This is a genomic window from Spongiibacter sp. (genome assembly GCF_984394615.1).
This window is the reverse complement of record NZ_CFHTQA010000014.1, coordinates 41,175-55,670: the sequence shown is the minus strand read 5'-3', so window position 1 is coordinate 55,670 and position 14,496 is coordinate 41,175. Positions and strand designations below refer to the sequence as shown.

Here is a 14,496-nt window from a genome sequence, read left to right as displayed (position 1 = left end):
TTACTACTGCCATTGATGTTAAGGGCGCACAGTATACCGGAGTTGCGGGCGTGACAATGCCGTCCGCTTCAGGTAATTTCTGTATGTTTATACAGTATCGGGTTTGGCGTGGTTTGGCGCCGCTGGCTTGCGTTCCCCTTCATGCGAAAAATCATTCATTGTGATTGCGACTGTTTCTACGCCTCGGTTGAGATGCGGGATGACCCGTCGCTGCTTGGTCGGCCACTGGCAATCGGCGGGGCGTCCTCGCGTCGAGGGGTGATCGCAACCTGTAACTATGAAGCCCGCGCCTACGGTGTGCACTCGGCCTTGCCCACGGCAGTTGCTGTGCAGCGTTGCCCCGATTTGATTTTGATGCCGCCGAACATGGCGAAGTACAAAGCGGTAGCCATGCAGGTACGGGAGATTTTTGAGCGCTACAGCGATTGCATTGAACCCATGTCGCTGGATGAAGCCTACCTGGACGTGAGTGAGTCACCGCATTTTCAGGGCAGTGCCAGCCGTATCGCCGAAGCGATCCGCCACGAGGTGAAAACCGAAGTGGGCATTGGCATTTCCGCCGGTGTGGCGCCGAACAAGTTTCTCGCCAAAATTGCCAGTGACTGGCAGAAACCCGATGGTCTGACGGTGATTCGGCCCGACCAGGTCGCGGCGTTTGTTCGCGATTTGCCGGTGTCCAAAATCCACGGTGTGGGTAAAGTCATGGCCGCCAAAATGTCGGCACTTGGTATCGAAAGCTGTGAGCAGTTACAGGCGTGGTCGGAGCTGGCATTGGTAGAACGCTTCGGGCGCTTTGGGCGTCAGCTTTATGGCTACGCGCGCGGCGAGGATCAGCGCCAGGTTAAGCCTGAACGCCGTCGCAAGTCACTGAGTGTCGAGCGTACTTTTGCCACTGACGTGGTGCCGGGGGCCGAGGCCGATGCGGCGTTGGTGCAGTTGATCGAGGAACTCCAGAAACGGCTGGGACAGGTGACGGGGCTGCCGATAGTCGGTGCTTTCGTAAAGATGAAAAGCCGGGAGTTTCGCATTACCACGGTCGATCGGCGCTTGCCACAGGGGCTGGACACGGCCTGTTACGCGCCGCTGATGCAGGAAGCTTGGGCGAGACTCGAAAGCCCGGTGCGATTAATGGGGGTCGGTGTCAGGTTTGCGGAGGAGGACGAGGCCAGTCAGCTGAGTCTGTTCTAAGCCTCGCCGAGGTTGCGGCTGTACGCATTGGCGCCGCGACGTCCTTCGGCGTCGTAGGTTCGCAGTGGAACGGTACTGAGACCGAGAACCTGCATGGCCTGTTCATTGTAGTCTGCCCGCCGCTCCAGCAAATGCCCGATGCGCTCATTCAGATCGCGGCAGCGTCGCAGGCTCTCCAGTACCTCGCTGTCGGGCGCGGGGCTGTCTGGCTGTTGGCGACGATAGCGGTCGAGGTTCTCCAGACTCTGGCTGCAATCCATCTTTTGCTCTGCCAGTTCGCGCAGGCGATCGGCGTCGCCGCCATTACGCAGGGTGTCCAGCTCTTCCTGCAGCAGGGCTTCAAAGCGCTGGCTGTGACTGAGCAGTTCCTGTTGAAGATCGCTCATCACCATTACGCCGGGTTGGTTTGCAGTTCCAGGTCAATAAAGGCGCGGGCGACCTGATCGGCATCGATGCTGAATTCACCGTTGCGAATCGCGGTTTTAATCGCTTCGACCTTCTGGCGATCCACGCCGTCGCTGGCTTCAATGCCCGCACGAGCGCGTTCCAGCAGGCTGGTTTCAGCGCTTGAGGCAGGGTTCGCCGACGTCGTGACGTCTTTGCTGTCTTCGGCTTTCTGGCTGGCATTGCCGCTGTCGATCCGACGCGGCTGGCCTACCGGGCTGCCATTAATGCGTTCGACCATGTTGATTCCTCATCCTTTCTGTCTGTGGCGTTGACGCTGCCTTACCTCTCTAACGGCAGCGACCGAAAAAACTTTAGAACTATTTCAGTATTACCGTGTTGGCGTTTTCCACACGGCCTTCCAGCTGCTTGCCCGAGCTCAGGTTTCGGACTTTGATCAGCGAGCCCACGGCGCCGTCTTCCAGTGCCAGGCCACGCATGCTGACCGAAATCGCTCCGCTGTCGCTGCGCAAAGTGACCTGCTGGCCTTTGCTGATCAGCGTACCGGCTTCCAGCATATTGGCGGTAATCACGGCACCTTGAGCAATGCTGCGTCGGCTGCGCATGCCACCCGGCTGCTGCAGCGAGCGCAGGTAGCCGTAAGAGAGCGTCGATACTTCCCGCTCCACCCAGCTTACATCCGCGGGCGTGACGGTCTCACCGGGCGCGATGGGGCGTTTGCTCACCATGACCTTGGCATAGGCCGCGACGGTAACCGGCAGGTAGATTTTCCACGGCTGTTGGCCACTGCAGCGAACCCCGACGGTGGTACGTCGGCGAATCTGGGCGCCTGGCGGTAAAAAAGCTTCCAGCGCCTGACTGCATCGCGGCAGACGAGTCCGCGGGTCCAGCTTGCCGACACTGACGCGGGTGGTTTGCGACTGCCAGGGATGGCGCTTGGCAATGTACTGTCGCGCGGTATCGCTGATCCGTTGCGCTGACTCGATGCCACTGGTGCTCGCCGATACTGGCGGACCAATAAGCAGGGCAGTGCACAGCATCAGCACTGCTTTATGCCATGTCGTCATCGTCTGCCCTCCTTATTCTCTGCTTCGTTTCCCGCCTGTGGCGCCCGCCAAAAAATTGGCGTCAGACCGTCTTCTAACAGGGATTGAGCAAGTGGCGTGCCAGTGGTGAGAAAACGCGATTGCCGGTCGCTGCCAAAGTCTTGCCGGTTCCTTTCGGAAAAGGCGGCAAAGCCTTGCCGGAAATCTGGCGCTGGCAGTGTCGTTTTTCGTTATCTATTTGAAAAATAACAATAAAAAAATATGGCACGGCGTTTGCGTTGGGAAGGGCAAAGCGGAGATAAGGCGTGTCGTTAGAAACATTCTCTACACATCTAACGGCCACAACGCGAAAACCTTTAGCAGGAAACGGTAAAAAAATATGGCAATCAATTTCGACAAAGCTCTCGGTGTTCATCAGCAAGCGCTGATGCTGCGCCAGCAGCGCATGGAGTTGCTGGCCAACAATATCGCCAATGCGGATACCCCCGGATACAAGGCAAGGGATATCGATTTCAAACAGGCAATGGGCGAGGTCAGTGCGGGGCAACAGCTGTCGCTGAGCCTGAGTAATGGCGCCCATATTGCCAACAGCGCGACGGCGGGTAGCGGCACGGCCGAGGTGATGTACCGCGTCCCGCAGCAACCGTCCCTGGATGGCAATACCGTAGAGGAAAGTGTCGAGCAAACCGCGTTTGCTGATAACACCCTGCGCTATCAAGCCACTATGAGTTTTCTCAGCAGTCGTTTTGCCGGCATGAAGTCGGTGTTGTCGGGAGGGCAGTAAGCCATGGCTAATCCGCTGGATGTTGCTGCGCGGGCAATGAATGCCCAGATGCTGCGGCTCAATACCACGGCCAGCAATCTCGCGAATGCCGACACGATTGCCAGCAGTGCCGACCAAGCTTACCGCGCGCGGCAGACGGTGTTTTCCACCGTGCTTGATGCCCAACGCAATGCAGCGGGGGTTGAAGTGGCAGGCATTGTGGAGAGCGACGCGGCCATTCCCAAGCGCTACGAGCCCGGCAATCCGCTGGCCGATGCCGATGGTTATGTCTACGGCTCAAACGTGAATACGGTAGAGGAGATGGCGAACATGATGTCGGCATCGCGCTCCTACCAGAACAATGCCGAAGTGTTTTCAACGGTTAAGACCCTGACGCTGCGGGCATTGCAGCTTGGCAAAGAGTAGGAGTTATTGCGATGACCTTAAGTAACAATGCCCTGGCAAGCCTGCAGGCGAATGGCACCAGCACCACGGCCTACAGCAGCAACAGTAACACTCGCTCCGACGCCAGCTCGCTGGGGCAGGATGATTTCCTCAAGCTGATGATGGAGCAGCTGCAGAATCAGGACCCCTTCAATCCCACCGACAATACCCAGTTCATCAGCCAGATGGCGCAGCTCACCTCGGTGAGCGGCATCAGTGAAATGAACAGCAATCTGGCCGCGCTGACCAGCTCGATGTACAGCACGCAAATGCTGGATGCCTCGTCGCTGATCGGCAAAGACGTGCTGGTTGATTCCGACGTGGTGGTGTTGCCCGACGAGGGTGGGGTCAGCGGTCGTCTCACCCTTCCCAGCAGCACGTCGGCGGTTGATGTCGAGGTACTGGCACCCTCTGGAGAAGTGCTGGCGAAGCTGGCGCTGGGTCCCCAGTCCGCCGGTGATGTCGAGTTTGAATGGAACGGTGAAGGTTTGAATGGCGAGCGTCTGCCGCCCGGTAACTACGAGATTCGAGCCCAGTTCATGAACGGCGGCTCGGTCGAGGCAATAGCGACGCAAGTCCGCAGTCCGGTGGAAAGCGTGAGCCTGGCCTATGGCGTTCCCGCATTGAATATTGATGGTTTGGGCAGCTTCGCGCTGTCTGAGGTACAACAAATTCGCTGAGCGCCACGGCGCCGGTACTAGCCCGCGAAAGATCGCAGCAGGAGTAATACGATGAGCTTTAAAATTGCATTGAGTGGATTGAACGCCGCGTCGGCGCATCTGGAGGTGACCGCTAACAATATTGCCAACGTTAACACCACGGGGTTTAAAAGCTCGCGCGCGTCGTTTGCGGATGTCTATGCCACCGCCAACAACGACGTGACCAAAACCACGCCGGGTGCCGGGGTGCGCCTGAACACCATCGTTCAGCAGTTCTCCCAGGGTAATATCGACTTTACCGACAACAACCTCGACCTGGCGATCAGTGGCGAGGGCTTCTTCACCATGAAGGGCAACAGTGGTGTGACCTACACCCGCTCCGGCGCGTTCAGTGTTGACCGCGAGGGCTATGTGGTGAACAACAACAATGAGCGCCTGCAGGTGTTTCCGCCGACGTCCAATGGCTCTTTTGCGACCGGCTCAATGACGGATCTGCAACTTCAGATTACCGAGAATGCGCCCAAAGCCAGTACCAAGGCGGATATCGGTGTGAACCTGCCCGGCGATGCGCCGCTGCCGACGTCGACACCGTTTGATCCCTCCGTGGCGACCAGCTACAACCACGCCACCTCGATGACGGTTTACGACTCGCTGGGTACCTCTCACACCGCCACCCTGTACTTCGTGAAAGATGCGGCCGCCAATACCTGGCAGCAACATCTGTACGTGGATGATAACGCGGTGGGTGGTGCCAACACTCTGACGTTCAGCGATACCGGGGAACTGGTGAGCCCGGCCTCCGGCACAGTCGGCTATCCGGCCTATGCGACCACGACCGGCTCTGCGGACATTCAGTTGACCTTTGATTACAACAACTCGACCCAATACGGCAATGAGTTCGGGGTGAATACCCTGCAGCAGGACGGTTTCACTACCGGTCGACTGACGGGTATAGAAGTGGATGCCTCCGGCGTCGTGTCGGCACGCTTTACCAACGGCCAGTCAGCCGAGCTGGGTAAGGTGGCGCTGGCCAACTTCTCCAACCCCAACGGCCTGCAGCAACAGGGTGATACCTCATGGGCTGAGACCTTCAGCTCTGGCAGTCCGCGTGTGGGCGAGCCCGGAAGCTCTAACTTCGGCCTGTTGCAGGCGGGTGCGCTGGAAAGCTCCAACGTCGATCTGACTGAGCAGCTGGTGGAAATGATCACCGCGCAGCGTAACTTCCAGGCAAATACACAGATGATCTCCACCGCTGATGCGGTGACCCAGGCCATCATCAATATCCGCTAAGCACTGACTGGCAGATAGGAAGGAGGCCCATATGGACCGCTTACTGTATCTCGGCATGACCGCTGCGAAGCACACCGAGATGGCGCAGACCGCGAATGCCAATAATCTGGCAAACGCGAGCACGGCGGGTTTTCGTGCCGACTTCCACGCCCTGATGTCCCAGCCCATCGAAGGGCCGGGGCAGGCCACGCGGGTGAATGCCGTGCTTGATGCCAAGCTGAGTGATTTCAGCGAGGGCAGCATTATGAGCACCGGTCGTTCGCTGGACGTGGCGATTCAGGGAGAGGGCTGGTTTGTAGTGCAGGACGCTCAGGGCGGTGAAGCCCTGAGCCGCCGCGGCGACCTGCACCTGACGGCCGACGGACAATTGATCAACGGTGCCGGACAGCCAGTGATGGGCGACGGTGGTCCGCTGGCGGTTCCCGAGCATGACAGCCTGACCATCGGCAGCGATGGCACGGTGTCCGTGGTTCCGAAAGGGCTGGGACCGGAGTCGTCAATTATTGTGGATCGCATTCGCCTGGTCAGTGCCGACCCCGCGCAGCTGCGCAAGGGGGAGGACGGGCTGATTCGCACTGAAGACGGCGCCACGCCGCCCGCTGATGCCGATGTGCGGGTGCGCTCTGGCAGCCTGGAAGGCTCCAATGTGAATACGGTCGACGCCATGGTCACCATGATTGAACTGGCACGACGTTACGAAATGCAGGTGAAGGTGATGAGCACCGCCAACACCGTGTCGGAAACCGGCGCGCGCCTGATGCGAGTGGAATAACGAGGATTAGCACATGAACTCATCTCTTTGGGTAGCAAAAACCGGACTGGATGCGCAGAACACCCGCATGCAGGTAGTCAGCAACAACCTGGCAAATGCCAATACCACCGGGTTCAAGCGCGACCGCGCCTCCTTCGAAGATCTGCTGTACCAGAACCACCGTCAGGTGGGTGGTCAGTCGTCCCAGCAAACGCGTCTGCCCAGCGGTATGCAGGTGGGTACCGGGGTGCGGGTGGTTTCGACCGAGAAGATTTTCAATCAGGGAACGATGACCCAAACCAACAGTAATCTGGATATGGCGGTGAACGGCAAGGGCTTCTTTCAGGTACAGATGCCTGACGGCACGCTGGCCTACACCCGCGACGGTTCCTTCCAGCTCGATGATCAGGGCCAGATCGTGACCAACAGCGGTTATGTGGTGGAGCCGGGGATTACCGTTCCCCAGGGCACGCAAAGCATTACTGTGGGCAACGACGGTGTGGTCTCGGCGACCCTGGCCGGTGATGCCAGTGTGATACAGCTAGGCAGCTTCCAACTGGCCGATTTCATTAACCCCGCCGGTCTGCAGGCGCGGGGTGAAAACCTCTACATTGAGTCGGCCTCCAGTGGCGCGCCGCAAACCGGCACTCCCGGTTTGAGCGGTCTGGGCACCATTACTCAGGGCTCGCTGGAATCGTCCAACGTCAATGTGGTGGAAGAGCTGGTGAACATGATCGAGACCCAGCGCGCCTACGAGATGAACTCCAAGGCGATCTCCACCAGCGATCAAATGATGCAGTACGTCAACAACAACCTGTAACCGGGGTAGAGCCATGATGATGCGCCCGATACGCTTACTGATGACCCTGCTGTGTTGCGCCTGGCTGGCTGCCTGCGCGCAGGCTCCCGAGCGTGATGCTCAGGCCTGGGAATCACAGTTGCCACCGCAGCAGGTGGGCGTGAATGAAAACCCCGGCTCTATTTATCAGGCCGGTTACGGCATGAGCCTGTTCCTCGACCGCCGCGCGCGGCAGGTGGGGGATGTGATCACCATTATCCTGTCGGAAAAAACCGACGCCACCAAACAGTCCAATACCAGCACGGCCAAAGAGAGCAATATCTCGGTGCCGACCGTCACCCTGTTGGGGCGGGGTGTCACTCACAATGGCGTGCCGGTGCTCGATACCGGCGTCAGCAGCGATCAGGATTTTGCCGGGCAGGGCAGCAGCAGTCAGAGCAACAGCCTGACCGGCTCCATCACTGTGACCGTGTCGGAAGTGCTGCGTAACGGCAGCTTGCGGGTCCGTGGCGAGAAATGGGTGACCATCAATCAGGGCGACGAATTTATCCGCATTCAAGGCATTGTGCGCCCCGAAGATATTGCTGCCGATAACTCGGTGGCCTCCTACAAAGTCGCCGATGCCCGCATTACCTACAGCGGCAAGGGCGCGCTGGCTGACGCCAACAGCATGGGCTGGCTGGGACGTCTGTTCCAGTCTGTGCTGTCGCCATTCTGAGGACATCATCATGATGCGAATTTCTCTGTGTAAACCTCTGAGTGCAGCGCTGTTGGCGCTGTCACTGCTGGCACCGGCGGCCTGGGGCGACCGGGTGAAGGACTTGGTGGATGTGTCCGGCGTACGCGACAACCAGCTCGTGGGCTACGGCCTGGTGGTCGGCCTCAGTGGCACCGGTGACCAGACCAGTCAGGCGCCGTTCACCATCCAGAGTATTCGCAATATGCTCACCGGCTTTGGCGTAAAAGTGCCAGATAACGTTAACCCTCAGCTCAAAAACGTGGCCGCGGTGACCGTACATGCGCGTCTGCCGGCCTTTGCCAAGCCCGGCCAGACGATCGACGTCACGGTCTCGTCTATCGGTAATGCCGCCAGCCTGCGTGGCGGGAGCCTGTTGATGGCGCCTCTGATGGGGGCCGATGGACAGGTCTATGCGATCGCTCAGGGCAGCCTGCTGGTCAGTGGTCTGGGTGTGGAGGGCAAAGATGGCTCGCGGGTGACGGTGAATATCCCCAGCGCAGGCCGCATTCCCAACGGCGCGATTATCGAGCGCGCGGCGCCCAGTGCGATGGCCAGCAACGGCGAGATTATTCTCAACCTGAAGTCTCCCGACTTCACCACTGCGCATCGCCTGTCGCAGAAAATTAATGAATTTTTCGGTGCCGGCACCGCCAGTGCCATGGACCCTACCAGCGTGAAAGTGCTTGGGCCGCCGCAAGCGGATCGCCGAGTGACCTTTATCTCAATGCTGGAAGAGCTGGAAATCGAGCCCGCTGAAGGGCGCGCAAGGGTTGTGGTCAATTCACGCACCGGCACCATTGTGATCGGCGGCAACGTCAGAGTGATGCCCACTGCCGTGACCCACGGCAGTTTGACTGTGTCGGTGACCGAGCGGGTGGATATCAGTCAGCCCAATGCCTTTGCGGCAGGACAGACGGTGGCGGCGCAGGAATCGAGTATCGATGTGACCGAGAGCGGTTCGCGGATGTTCCTGCTCGATGCCGGTGTGACGCTGGAAGAGATTGTCAAAGCCATCAATCAGGTGGGGGCAGCCCCCGGTGATCTGGTGGCGATTCTGCAAGCGCTCAATCAAGCCGGTGCCCTGCGCGCCGAACTGGTGGTGATCTGATGGACGTCAGCAAAGCCGCCAACTACCACGATTTCTCCGGGCTGGCGAAGCTGCGGCTCGATGCCCAGCAGAACAGTGAAGACGCCATTGAGCCGGTAGCGCGTCAGTTCGAGGGCATCTTCTTGCAGATGATGCTGAAAAGCATGCGCGACGCGGTGCCCGATGGCGGTCTGTTTGAAGACAGTGGTCGCGACATGTATCAGGACATGCACGACAAACAGTTGGCGGTGTCGCTGGCCGCGCAGGGGGGTATTGGTCTGGCCGATACCATTGTTCGCCAGCTCAGCCCGGCCGGGCAGGGCGGCGCGGATGACAGCGCGCTGAGCGAGTCGGGGGCGGCCCTGCGCCAGCAACTGACGATGGGCACGACTAAAGATTTACGGCCTGTGGCCGATACTGATTCTGTAGAGTGAGGAGCGCATCATGGCAGACATGCTTGGCAATGCCCTGTCGGCGCTGACGTCGTACCAGCGAGCACTGGCGACGACCAGTCATAATATTGCCAATGCCGACACCGAAGGCTACAGCCGCCAGCGGGTGGATTTTGCCACGCGGGTGCCTCAGCAGATGGGCGACCTGTCGATTGGCTCCGGCGTCACGCTGAGCGATGTGCGCCGGGTCTACGACGAATTTGCCGGTCAGCAGTTGCGCAGTGCCAGTGGTGCCTTCAGTCAGCTCGACAACTATTATCAGTTGGCCAGCCAGCTCGATAACACCCTGTCAGATTCGGAGCTCGGACTCAGTGCCGCGCTCTCGGACTTTTACGACAGCGTACAGAATCTGGCGAACGACCCCGCGTCTCTTTCTGCCCGCCAGTTGCTGCTGTCGGAAGCGGAAAGCCTGAGCGGTCGCTTTTCGCAGTTTGCCTCTCAGTTGGATACGCTGGATACCGATATCAACAACCGTATTCAGGCCAGCGTTAACGATATCAATGATCTGGCAGGACAAGTCGCCAAGATCAACAGCAGTATTGCCGAGGCGCAGGGGAAATTTGGCAGCGTACCCGGTGATTTGCTGGACCAGCGGGACCAGGCGCTGCTCAAACTCAATGAGTTGGTGAATATTTCTACCGTTGAGCAGGACGATGGCTCGGTGAACGTCTTTATCGGCAATGGGCAATCACTGGTGCTCGGCGAGAAGAGTAATAGCCTGCACACGGTGCGCAGTGCCTTTGAGGCCGACCGGCTGGAGGTCTCTACCAGCACCAGCGAAACCGGCATTATCAGCGATGTGATTAACGGCGGCAGTCTGGGCGCGTCGCTGAGTTTCCGCGATGGCTTGCTGAGCGATACCCGCAATGAGCTGGGACGCATCGCCTCGGCGGTGGCCAGCTCGCTGAATGACCAGAATGCGGCGGGACTGGATCTCTACGGCCAGCGCGGTTCGGCAATCTTCGCCCAGCCCGCGCCCACGGCGATTGCCGCGACCACCAACGACGGTGACGCGACGATCGCTGCCAGCCTCAATGATGTATCCGCGCTGGACGGGCGCAATATTGCCATGCGTTTTGATGGCACGAACTGGCAGTTCAACGATGCCGGAACAGGGCAGTCGCTCAGTAACTGGACGGGCAGTGGAACGGCAGCCGACCCCTTTGTGATTGACGGTGTCAGCATCAGTCTCTCGGGATCGGTCGTCGCCGGCGACCGCTTCTTGGTCAAGCCCACGGAGTCGGCCTCGGCCAATTTGACGGTGGTCATGAGTGATCCGGCGCAACTCGCCGCCGCCGCGGCCACGCGCAGCGGTGCGAGCTCGGCCAATACCGGCTCGGCGTCGATTTCAGAAACGCTCGTTGTCGATCCGAATCACCCCAATTTAACGGATGCGGTCAGCATCAGCTTTCTCGACGCCTCCACCTACAGTATTAATGGCGCGGGCAGTTACAGCTATGCGCCGGGCGAAGCCATCACCATCAATGGCAACACCGTCACCATTACCGGCACGCCCGCCGCCGGCGATGTTTTCAGCATTACCGAAAACACCGGCGCCAGCGGCGATAACCGCAATATGCTGGCGATGGCAGATGTCGAGAGTCTGGGAATTCTCAGTGGCGGCAGCGCCAGCGTGAAGGATGCCGTCAGTGGTCTGGTCGGTGATATCGCCGTGGCTACCCGCAGTGCGGAACTGAATCGCGATGCACAGCAGAATCTGCTGACACAGGCGCAGGCGACGGTCGAGTCAATCTCCGGCGTCAACCTCGATGAAGAGGCGTCCAACCTGCTCAAGTTTCAACAGGCCTATCAGGCGGCGGCGCAAGCGGCCAGTGTGGCCAATCAACTGTTTCAAAGCCTGATCGGTGCGATCAGCTAATCCATCCAGGTTTTGGGGAGTGCGGCAGTGAGAATTTCGACGGCACAGATATACAGCGCGGCAATCAGCGGCATGCTCGATCAGCAGGGCAAACTGCTGGAAACCCAGAATCAGCTTTCCACCGGCAAGCGGCTACTCAGCCCTTCTGATGACCCCGTTGGCGCAGTGCGCAGTCTGGAGTTGCAGCGGGCGCTGGCCAAGACCGACCAGTTTCAGACCAATGTCAATCTGCTCGACAGTCGCCTGCGATTGGAGGAATCGGCGTTGAGCGAGAGTGTACAGATCCTCCAGCAGGTGCGTGAGCGTGCACTGGAGGCCAACAACGCGACGCAGACCAATGAAACGCGGCTGGCGATATCCCGTGAGCTGGATCAGCAGCTCGATGCCTTGCTCACTATTGCCAATACCCGGGATGCGGAAGGGCGCTCGATTTTTGCCGGTTACCAGCAGGATGTGCAGGCATTCACGCTGACCAATGGGTCGGTGACCTACAACGGCGATGACGGACAGCGCATGCTGCAGGTGGGCACAAACCGGCAGTTGGCCGACACCAGCCCGGGCTCAGAGGTGTTTATGGGCGTGGTGAATGGCAATGGCCATTTTCAAACCCGCGCGGCGGACAGCAATACCGGCGATGCAGTGATTGACGCTGGAGCGATTACCGATATCGCCGCGTTCAATGGCGACGCGGTTGACATCGTCTTCACCAGCGCCAGTGACTATGAGCTGCGCGATGCCAGTGGTGTGGTGATTGGAGGCGGTGCCTATCAGAGCGGTGGCAGTATTAACGTCAACGGCATGATGGTAACCGTGGACGGGACGCCCGCGGCTGGCGATCAGTTTTCACTGCGCCCCAGTGAAGCCGAAGATGTGTTCAGCATGGTTGCCCAGTTACGCGACACGCTGATGCAGCCGCGAACCGGCGCTGCACAGCGCGCCCAGCAGACCAGCGATATTAACAGTGCCCTGGTGAATATCGATCAGGCATTGGACAGGCTGATTGCCCGGCAATCGGAGAGCGGTACACGGATGCAGGCGCTGGAGCGTCAAAAAGACGTGAACGAGAATATTGCTCTTCAGGTGGAGGAAAATCTGGGGAGCATTACCGACCTCGACTACGCTGAAGCCATCTCGCGTTTCCAGCAACAACAACTGGGTTTGCAGGCCGCCCAGCAGGCGTTTGCCAAAGTTCAGGGCTTATCCTTGTTCAACTATCTGTAACGACATTCTTTCCGCTGTTAACGCCCGCCTCGCCGCGGGCGTTTTTGCATCTTCTGGCCCCGCAGCGGGCCATTGCTTCGCGGTTTACAGGCTTGTTTAGGTAATTACCCGTAGAGCGCAAAATTATTCGTAAAGTTCTCCATGGTCATGCCGTTATATGGGGTGAAAGCAAACCTCGGCCATTTCGGCTGAAGCTTGAAAAAAGGCCAGCGCCTTTAGCGAATGACACAGTGGAAGGAGATTCACCATGGCACTTAGCATCAACACCAATGTTGCCTCGTTGAACGCCCAGCGTAACCTGCAGCGCTCACAGGAAACCCTGAACACCTCACTGCAGCGCCTGTCTACAGGTCTGCGTATCAACAGCGCGAAAGATGATGCTGCCGGCATGGCCATCACCACTCGCTTTACCACTCAGATCAACGGTCTGAACCAGGCAGTTCGCAACGCCAACGACGGTATCTCACTGGCGCAAACCGGTGAAGCGGCGCTGGACGAAATGACCAACAACCTGCAGCGTATTCGCGAACTGGCGGTGCAGTCTGCCAACGCGACTTACTCTGATTCCGACCGCGCAGCACTGGATGCAGAAGTTCAGCAGCGTCTGGCCGAGATCGACCGGATTGCCAACCAGACTTCCTTCAACGGTCGCAAGATTCTTGATGGCTCCTTCGGCAGCGCTGTCTTCCAAGTAGGCGCGAATGTGGGCGAGACCATCAGTCTGGATCTGCAAAACAGCATGCGTCTGGACTCACTGGGTGCTACCACCGCGGCGACTTCTTCTGACCTGACAGCGATCATGGCTAGCTCCGATGCGGTTGCTGCAACCTCGGGCTCTGGTGTGTTTGATGCCTCTCCTCTGCTGGAGGACTTCAGCAGCGACACGGTCAGCTTCGATGTGACCGATGGCACCACGACTACTGGCGTTACCCTGAGTGCTGACTACTCCGGTGCCGGTGGCATCGACGCCTTGGTGACGGATCTGGGCACGGCTCTGGGTGCAGACTTTGTGGTGAGCAATGACGGCAACGACGTCACCATCACCAGCGCCCTGACTGGCACCGGTACTGAAGTGTCTGTTGCGAACTTCAACGCAGATGCCGATAACAACGCCATTGACAGCATCGTCACCTCCTTCCCGGCGGTAACCGGTACTGATGGTGAAGATGCGGTCGCGGCTGTCGTAGGCGGTGTCACGGTAGCGGGTGACCTCAGCATTGCGATCGGCGACGCTGACGCGGTAGATGTGGCTGACGGTACCTACACCTCGACCCAGGACTTGGTGGATGCCATCAACACGGCACTGGGCAACAACGGCAGCGCTGAGTTGAACGATGACGGCACCCTGACCATCCGCGCCTCTGAAGCGATTGCCTTCAGCGGTGGCCTAGAAGCGACACTGGGTCTGAGCGATGCCGCGGCATCCGGTGACCTGACCGCCGTCAACGTACTGACTGTCGATAGCTCCAACGACATGCTGCGCCGCATTGATTCTGCGCTGACCAGCGTGAGTGACATGCGCAGCGACTTCGGTGCGGTACAGAACCGCTTCGAATCCACCATCACCAACCTGCAGACCATCTCTGAGAACCTGTCTGCATCGCGGGGTCGGATTCTCGACGCGGACTTTGCTGCTGAGACGGCTAACCTGACCAAGGCGCAGATCCTCCAACAGGCAGGTACTGCAATTCTGGCCCAGGCCAACTCTCTGCCCCAGGCGGCACTCAGCCTGCTGCAGTAAGCCGGAACCCGTCCGCCCCTCGGGGCGGGCAC

Annotated in this window: 17 protein-coding genes; 13 read left to right on the top strand and 4 right to left on the bottom strand. The window is 59.1% G+C overall.

Annotation, left to right across the window (positions count from 1 at the left end; translation table 11 throughout):
• The first annotated feature begins 141 nt into the window (after nucleotides 1-141).
• Nucleotides 142-1,188 (top strand): DNA polymerase IV, encoded by a 1,047-nt coding sequence (dinB, locus tag AC5DB9_RS07500; RefSeq protein ID WP_272991141.1) that lies wholly within the window; start codon nucleotides 142-144, stop codon nucleotides 1,186-1,188.
• Here the strand turns inward: dinB and AC5DB9_RS07495 are convergent.
• The 4 genes from AC5DB9_RS07495 to AC5DB9_RS07480 form a co-directional block, all read right to left on the bottom strand.
• On the bottom strand, nucleotides 1,185-1,574 hold the full coding sequence (locus AC5DB9_RS07495) for a flagellar export chaperone FlgN (RefSeq protein WP_169530711.1): 390 nt from the start codon (nucleotides 1,572-1,574) through the stop codon (nucleotides 1,185-1,187). The two genes, dinB and AC5DB9_RS07495, sit on opposite strands and share 4 nt — an antisense overlap.
• 5 nt (nucleotides 1,575-1,579) lie before the next feature.
• Nucleotides 1,580-1,873 carry a flagellar biosynthesis anti-sigma factor FlgM gene (flgM, locus tag AC5DB9_RS07490; protein WP_272991143.1) on the bottom strand — a complete coding sequence of 98 codons (294 nt, stop codon included), beginning with the start codon at nucleotides 1,871-1,873 and terminating at the stop codon, nucleotides 1,580-1,582.
• A gap of 79 nt (nucleotides 1,874-1,952) precedes the next feature.
• Nucleotides 1,953-2,660 carry a flagellar basal body P-ring formation chaperone FlgA gene (gene flgA / locus AC5DB9_RS07485; RefSeq protein ID WP_272991144.1) on the bottom strand — a complete coding sequence of 236 codons (708 nt, stop codon included), beginning with the start codon at nucleotides 2,658-2,660 and terminating at the stop codon, nucleotides 1,953-1,955.
• 73 nt (nucleotides 2,661-2,733) lie between these two features.
• Nucleotides 2,734-3,054 carry a hypothetical protein gene (locus AC5DB9_RS07480; protein WP_272991145.1) on the bottom strand — a complete coding sequence of 107 codons (321 nt, stop codon included), beginning with the start codon at nucleotides 3,052-3,054 and terminating at the stop codon, nucleotides 2,734-2,736.
• Here AC5DB9_RS07480 and flgB point away from each other — a divergent pair.
• From flgB to AC5DB9_RS07420, 12 genes are all read left to right on the top strand, one after another.
• Nucleotides 3,019-3,423, top strand: a complete 405-nt coding sequence (gene flgB / locus AC5DB9_RS07475) for a flagellar basal body rod protein FlgB (protein ID WP_022959842.1) — start codon at nucleotides 3,019-3,021, stop codon at nucleotides 3,421-3,423. The genes AC5DB9_RS07480 and flgB overlap by 36 nt on opposite strands.
• A gap of 3 nt (nucleotides 3,424-3,426) precedes the next feature.
• Nucleotides 3,427-3,828 (top strand): flagellar basal body rod protein FlgC, encoded by a 402-nt coding sequence (gene flgC / locus AC5DB9_RS07470; protein WP_022959841.1) that lies wholly within the window; start codon nucleotides 3,427-3,429, stop codon nucleotides 3,826-3,828.
• Between the two features lie 11 nt (nucleotides 3,829-3,839).
• A complete protein-coding gene (locus AC5DB9_RS07465) occupies nucleotides 3,840-4,526 on the top strand; it encodes a flagellar hook assembly protein FlgD (RefSeq protein WP_022959840.1) in 687 nt (228 codons plus the stop codon).
• Between the two features lie 51 nt (nucleotides 4,527-4,577).
• On the top strand, nucleotides 4,578-5,795 hold the full coding sequence (flgE, locus tag AC5DB9_RS07460; protein WP_272991150.1) for a flagellar hook protein FlgE: 1,218 nt from the start codon (nucleotides 4,578-4,580) through the stop codon (nucleotides 5,793-5,795).
• 31 nt (nucleotides 5,796-5,826) lie between these two features.
• Nucleotides 5,827-6,567: a flagellar basal body rod protein FlgF gene (locus tag AC5DB9_RS07455; RefSeq protein WP_272991151.1), complete on the top strand. Its 741-nt coding sequence runs from the start codon at nucleotides 5,827-5,829 to the stop codon at nucleotides 6,565-6,567.
• Nucleotides 6,568-6,580: 13 nt separating this feature from the next.
• Complete coding sequence (gene flgG, locus AC5DB9_RS07450; RefSeq protein ID WP_022959837.1) at nucleotides 6,581-7,366, top strand: flagellar basal-body rod protein FlgG; 786 nt, start codon at nucleotides 6,581-6,583, stop codon at nucleotides 7,364-7,366.
• A 13-nt stretch (nucleotides 7,367-7,379) separates the two neighbouring features.
• The gene (flgH, locus tag AC5DB9_RS07445; RefSeq protein ID WP_272991152.1) at nucleotides 7,380-8,063 is read left to right on the top strand and encodes a flagellar basal body L-ring protein FlgH; all 684 of its coding nucleotides are present in this window, start codon (nucleotides 7,380-7,382) and stop codon (nucleotides 8,061-8,063) included.
• 10 nt (nucleotides 8,064-8,073) lie between these two features.
• On the top strand, nucleotides 8,074-9,192 hold the full coding sequence (locus AC5DB9_RS07440) for a flagellar basal body P-ring protein FlgI (RefSeq protein WP_022959835.1): 1,119 nt from the start codon (nucleotides 8,074-8,076) through the stop codon (nucleotides 9,190-9,192).
• The gene (locus AC5DB9_RS07435) at nucleotides 9,192-9,605 is read left to right on the top strand and encodes a rod-binding protein (RefSeq protein WP_272991153.1); all 414 of its coding nucleotides are present in this window, start codon (nucleotides 9,192-9,194) and stop codon (nucleotides 9,603-9,605) included. The genes AC5DB9_RS07440 and AC5DB9_RS07435 overlap by 1 nt, the downstream gene beginning before the upstream one ends.
• A 10-nt stretch (nucleotides 9,606-9,615) precedes the next feature.
• Complete coding sequence (flgK, locus tag AC5DB9_RS07430; protein ID WP_272991154.1) at nucleotides 9,616-11,502, top strand: flagellar hook-associated protein FlgK; 1,887 nt, start codon at nucleotides 9,616-9,618, stop codon at nucleotides 11,500-11,502.
• 27 nt (nucleotides 11,503-11,529) lie between these two features.
• The gene (gene flgL / locus AC5DB9_RS07425; protein WP_272991155.1) at nucleotides 11,530-12,723 is read left to right on the top strand and encodes a flagellar hook-associated protein FlgL; all 1,194 of its coding nucleotides are present in this window, start codon (nucleotides 11,530-11,532) and stop codon (nucleotides 12,721-12,723) included.
• A gap of 247 nt (nucleotides 12,724-12,970) precedes the next feature.
• Nucleotides 12,971-14,464: a flagellin N-terminal helical domain-containing protein gene (locus AC5DB9_RS07420; RefSeq protein WP_272991157.1), complete on the top strand. Its 1,494-nt coding sequence runs from the start codon at nucleotides 12,971-12,973 to the stop codon at nucleotides 14,462-14,464.
• Nucleotides 14,465-14,496 lie beyond the last annotated feature (32 nt).

Excerpts from the sequence above, each read along its gene's own strand:
- dinB (WP_272991141.1), top strand. The coding sequence starts at position 142 with ATGCGAAAAATCATTCATTGTGATTGCGACTGTTTCTACGCCTCGGTT.
- flgC (WP_022959841.1), top strand. The coding sequence starts at position 3,427 with ATGGCTAATCCGCTGGATGTTGCTGCGCGGGCAATGAATGCCCAGATG.
- flgM (WP_272991143.1), bottom strand. The coding sequence starts at position 1,873 with ATGGTCGAACGCATTAATGGCAGCCCGGTAGGCCAGCCGCGTCGGATC.
- AC5DB9_RS07455 (WP_272991151.1), top strand. The coding sequence starts at position 5,827 with ATGGACCGCTTACTGTATCTCGGCATGACCGCTGCGAAGCACACCGAG.
- AC5DB9_RS07480 (WP_272991145.1), bottom strand. The coding sequence starts at position 3,054 with ATGAACACCGAGAGCTTTGTCGAAATTGATTGCCATATTTTTTTACCG.
- flgB (WP_022959842.1), top strand. The coding sequence starts at position 3,019 with ATGGCAATCAATTTCGACAAAGCTCTCGGTGTTCATCAGCAAGCGCTG.
- flgA (WP_272991144.1), bottom strand. The coding sequence starts at position 2,660 with ATGACGACATGGCATAAAGCAGTGCTGATGCTGTGCACTGCCCTGCTT.
- flgK (WP_272991154.1), top strand. The coding sequence starts at position 9,616 with ATGGCAGACATGCTTGGCAATGCCCTGTCGGCGCTGACGTCGTACCAG.
- AC5DB9_RS07465 (WP_022959840.1), top strand. The coding sequence starts at position 3,840 with ATGACCTTAAGTAACAATGCCCTGGCAAGCCTGCAGGCGAATGGCACC.
- AC5DB9_RS07420 (WP_272991157.1), top strand. The coding sequence starts at position 12,971 with ATGGCACTTAGCATCAACACCAATGTTGCCTCGTTGAACGCCCAGCGT.
- AC5DB9_RS07495 (WP_169530711.1), bottom strand. The coding sequence starts at position 1,574 with ATGAGCGATCTTCAACAGGAACTGCTCAGTCACAGCCAGCGCTTTGAA.
- AC5DB9_RS07435 (WP_272991153.1), top strand. The coding sequence starts at position 9,192 with ATGGACGTCAGCAAAGCCGCCAACTACCACGATTTCTCCGGGCTGGCG.
- flgE (WP_272991150.1), top strand. The coding sequence starts at position 4,578 with ATGAGCTTTAAAATTGCATTGAGTGGATTGAACGCCGCGTCGGCGCAT.
- flgH (WP_272991152.1), top strand. The coding sequence starts at position 7,380 with ATGATGATGCGCCCGATACGCTTACTGATGACCCTGCTGTGTTGCGCC.
- AC5DB9_RS07440 (WP_022959835.1), top strand. The coding sequence starts at position 8,074 with ATGATGCGAATTTCTCTGTGTAAACCTCTGAGTGCAGCGCTGTTGGCG.
- flgG (WP_022959837.1), top strand. The coding sequence starts at position 6,581 with ATGAACTCATCTCTTTGGGTAGCAAAAACCGGACTGGATGCGCAGAAC.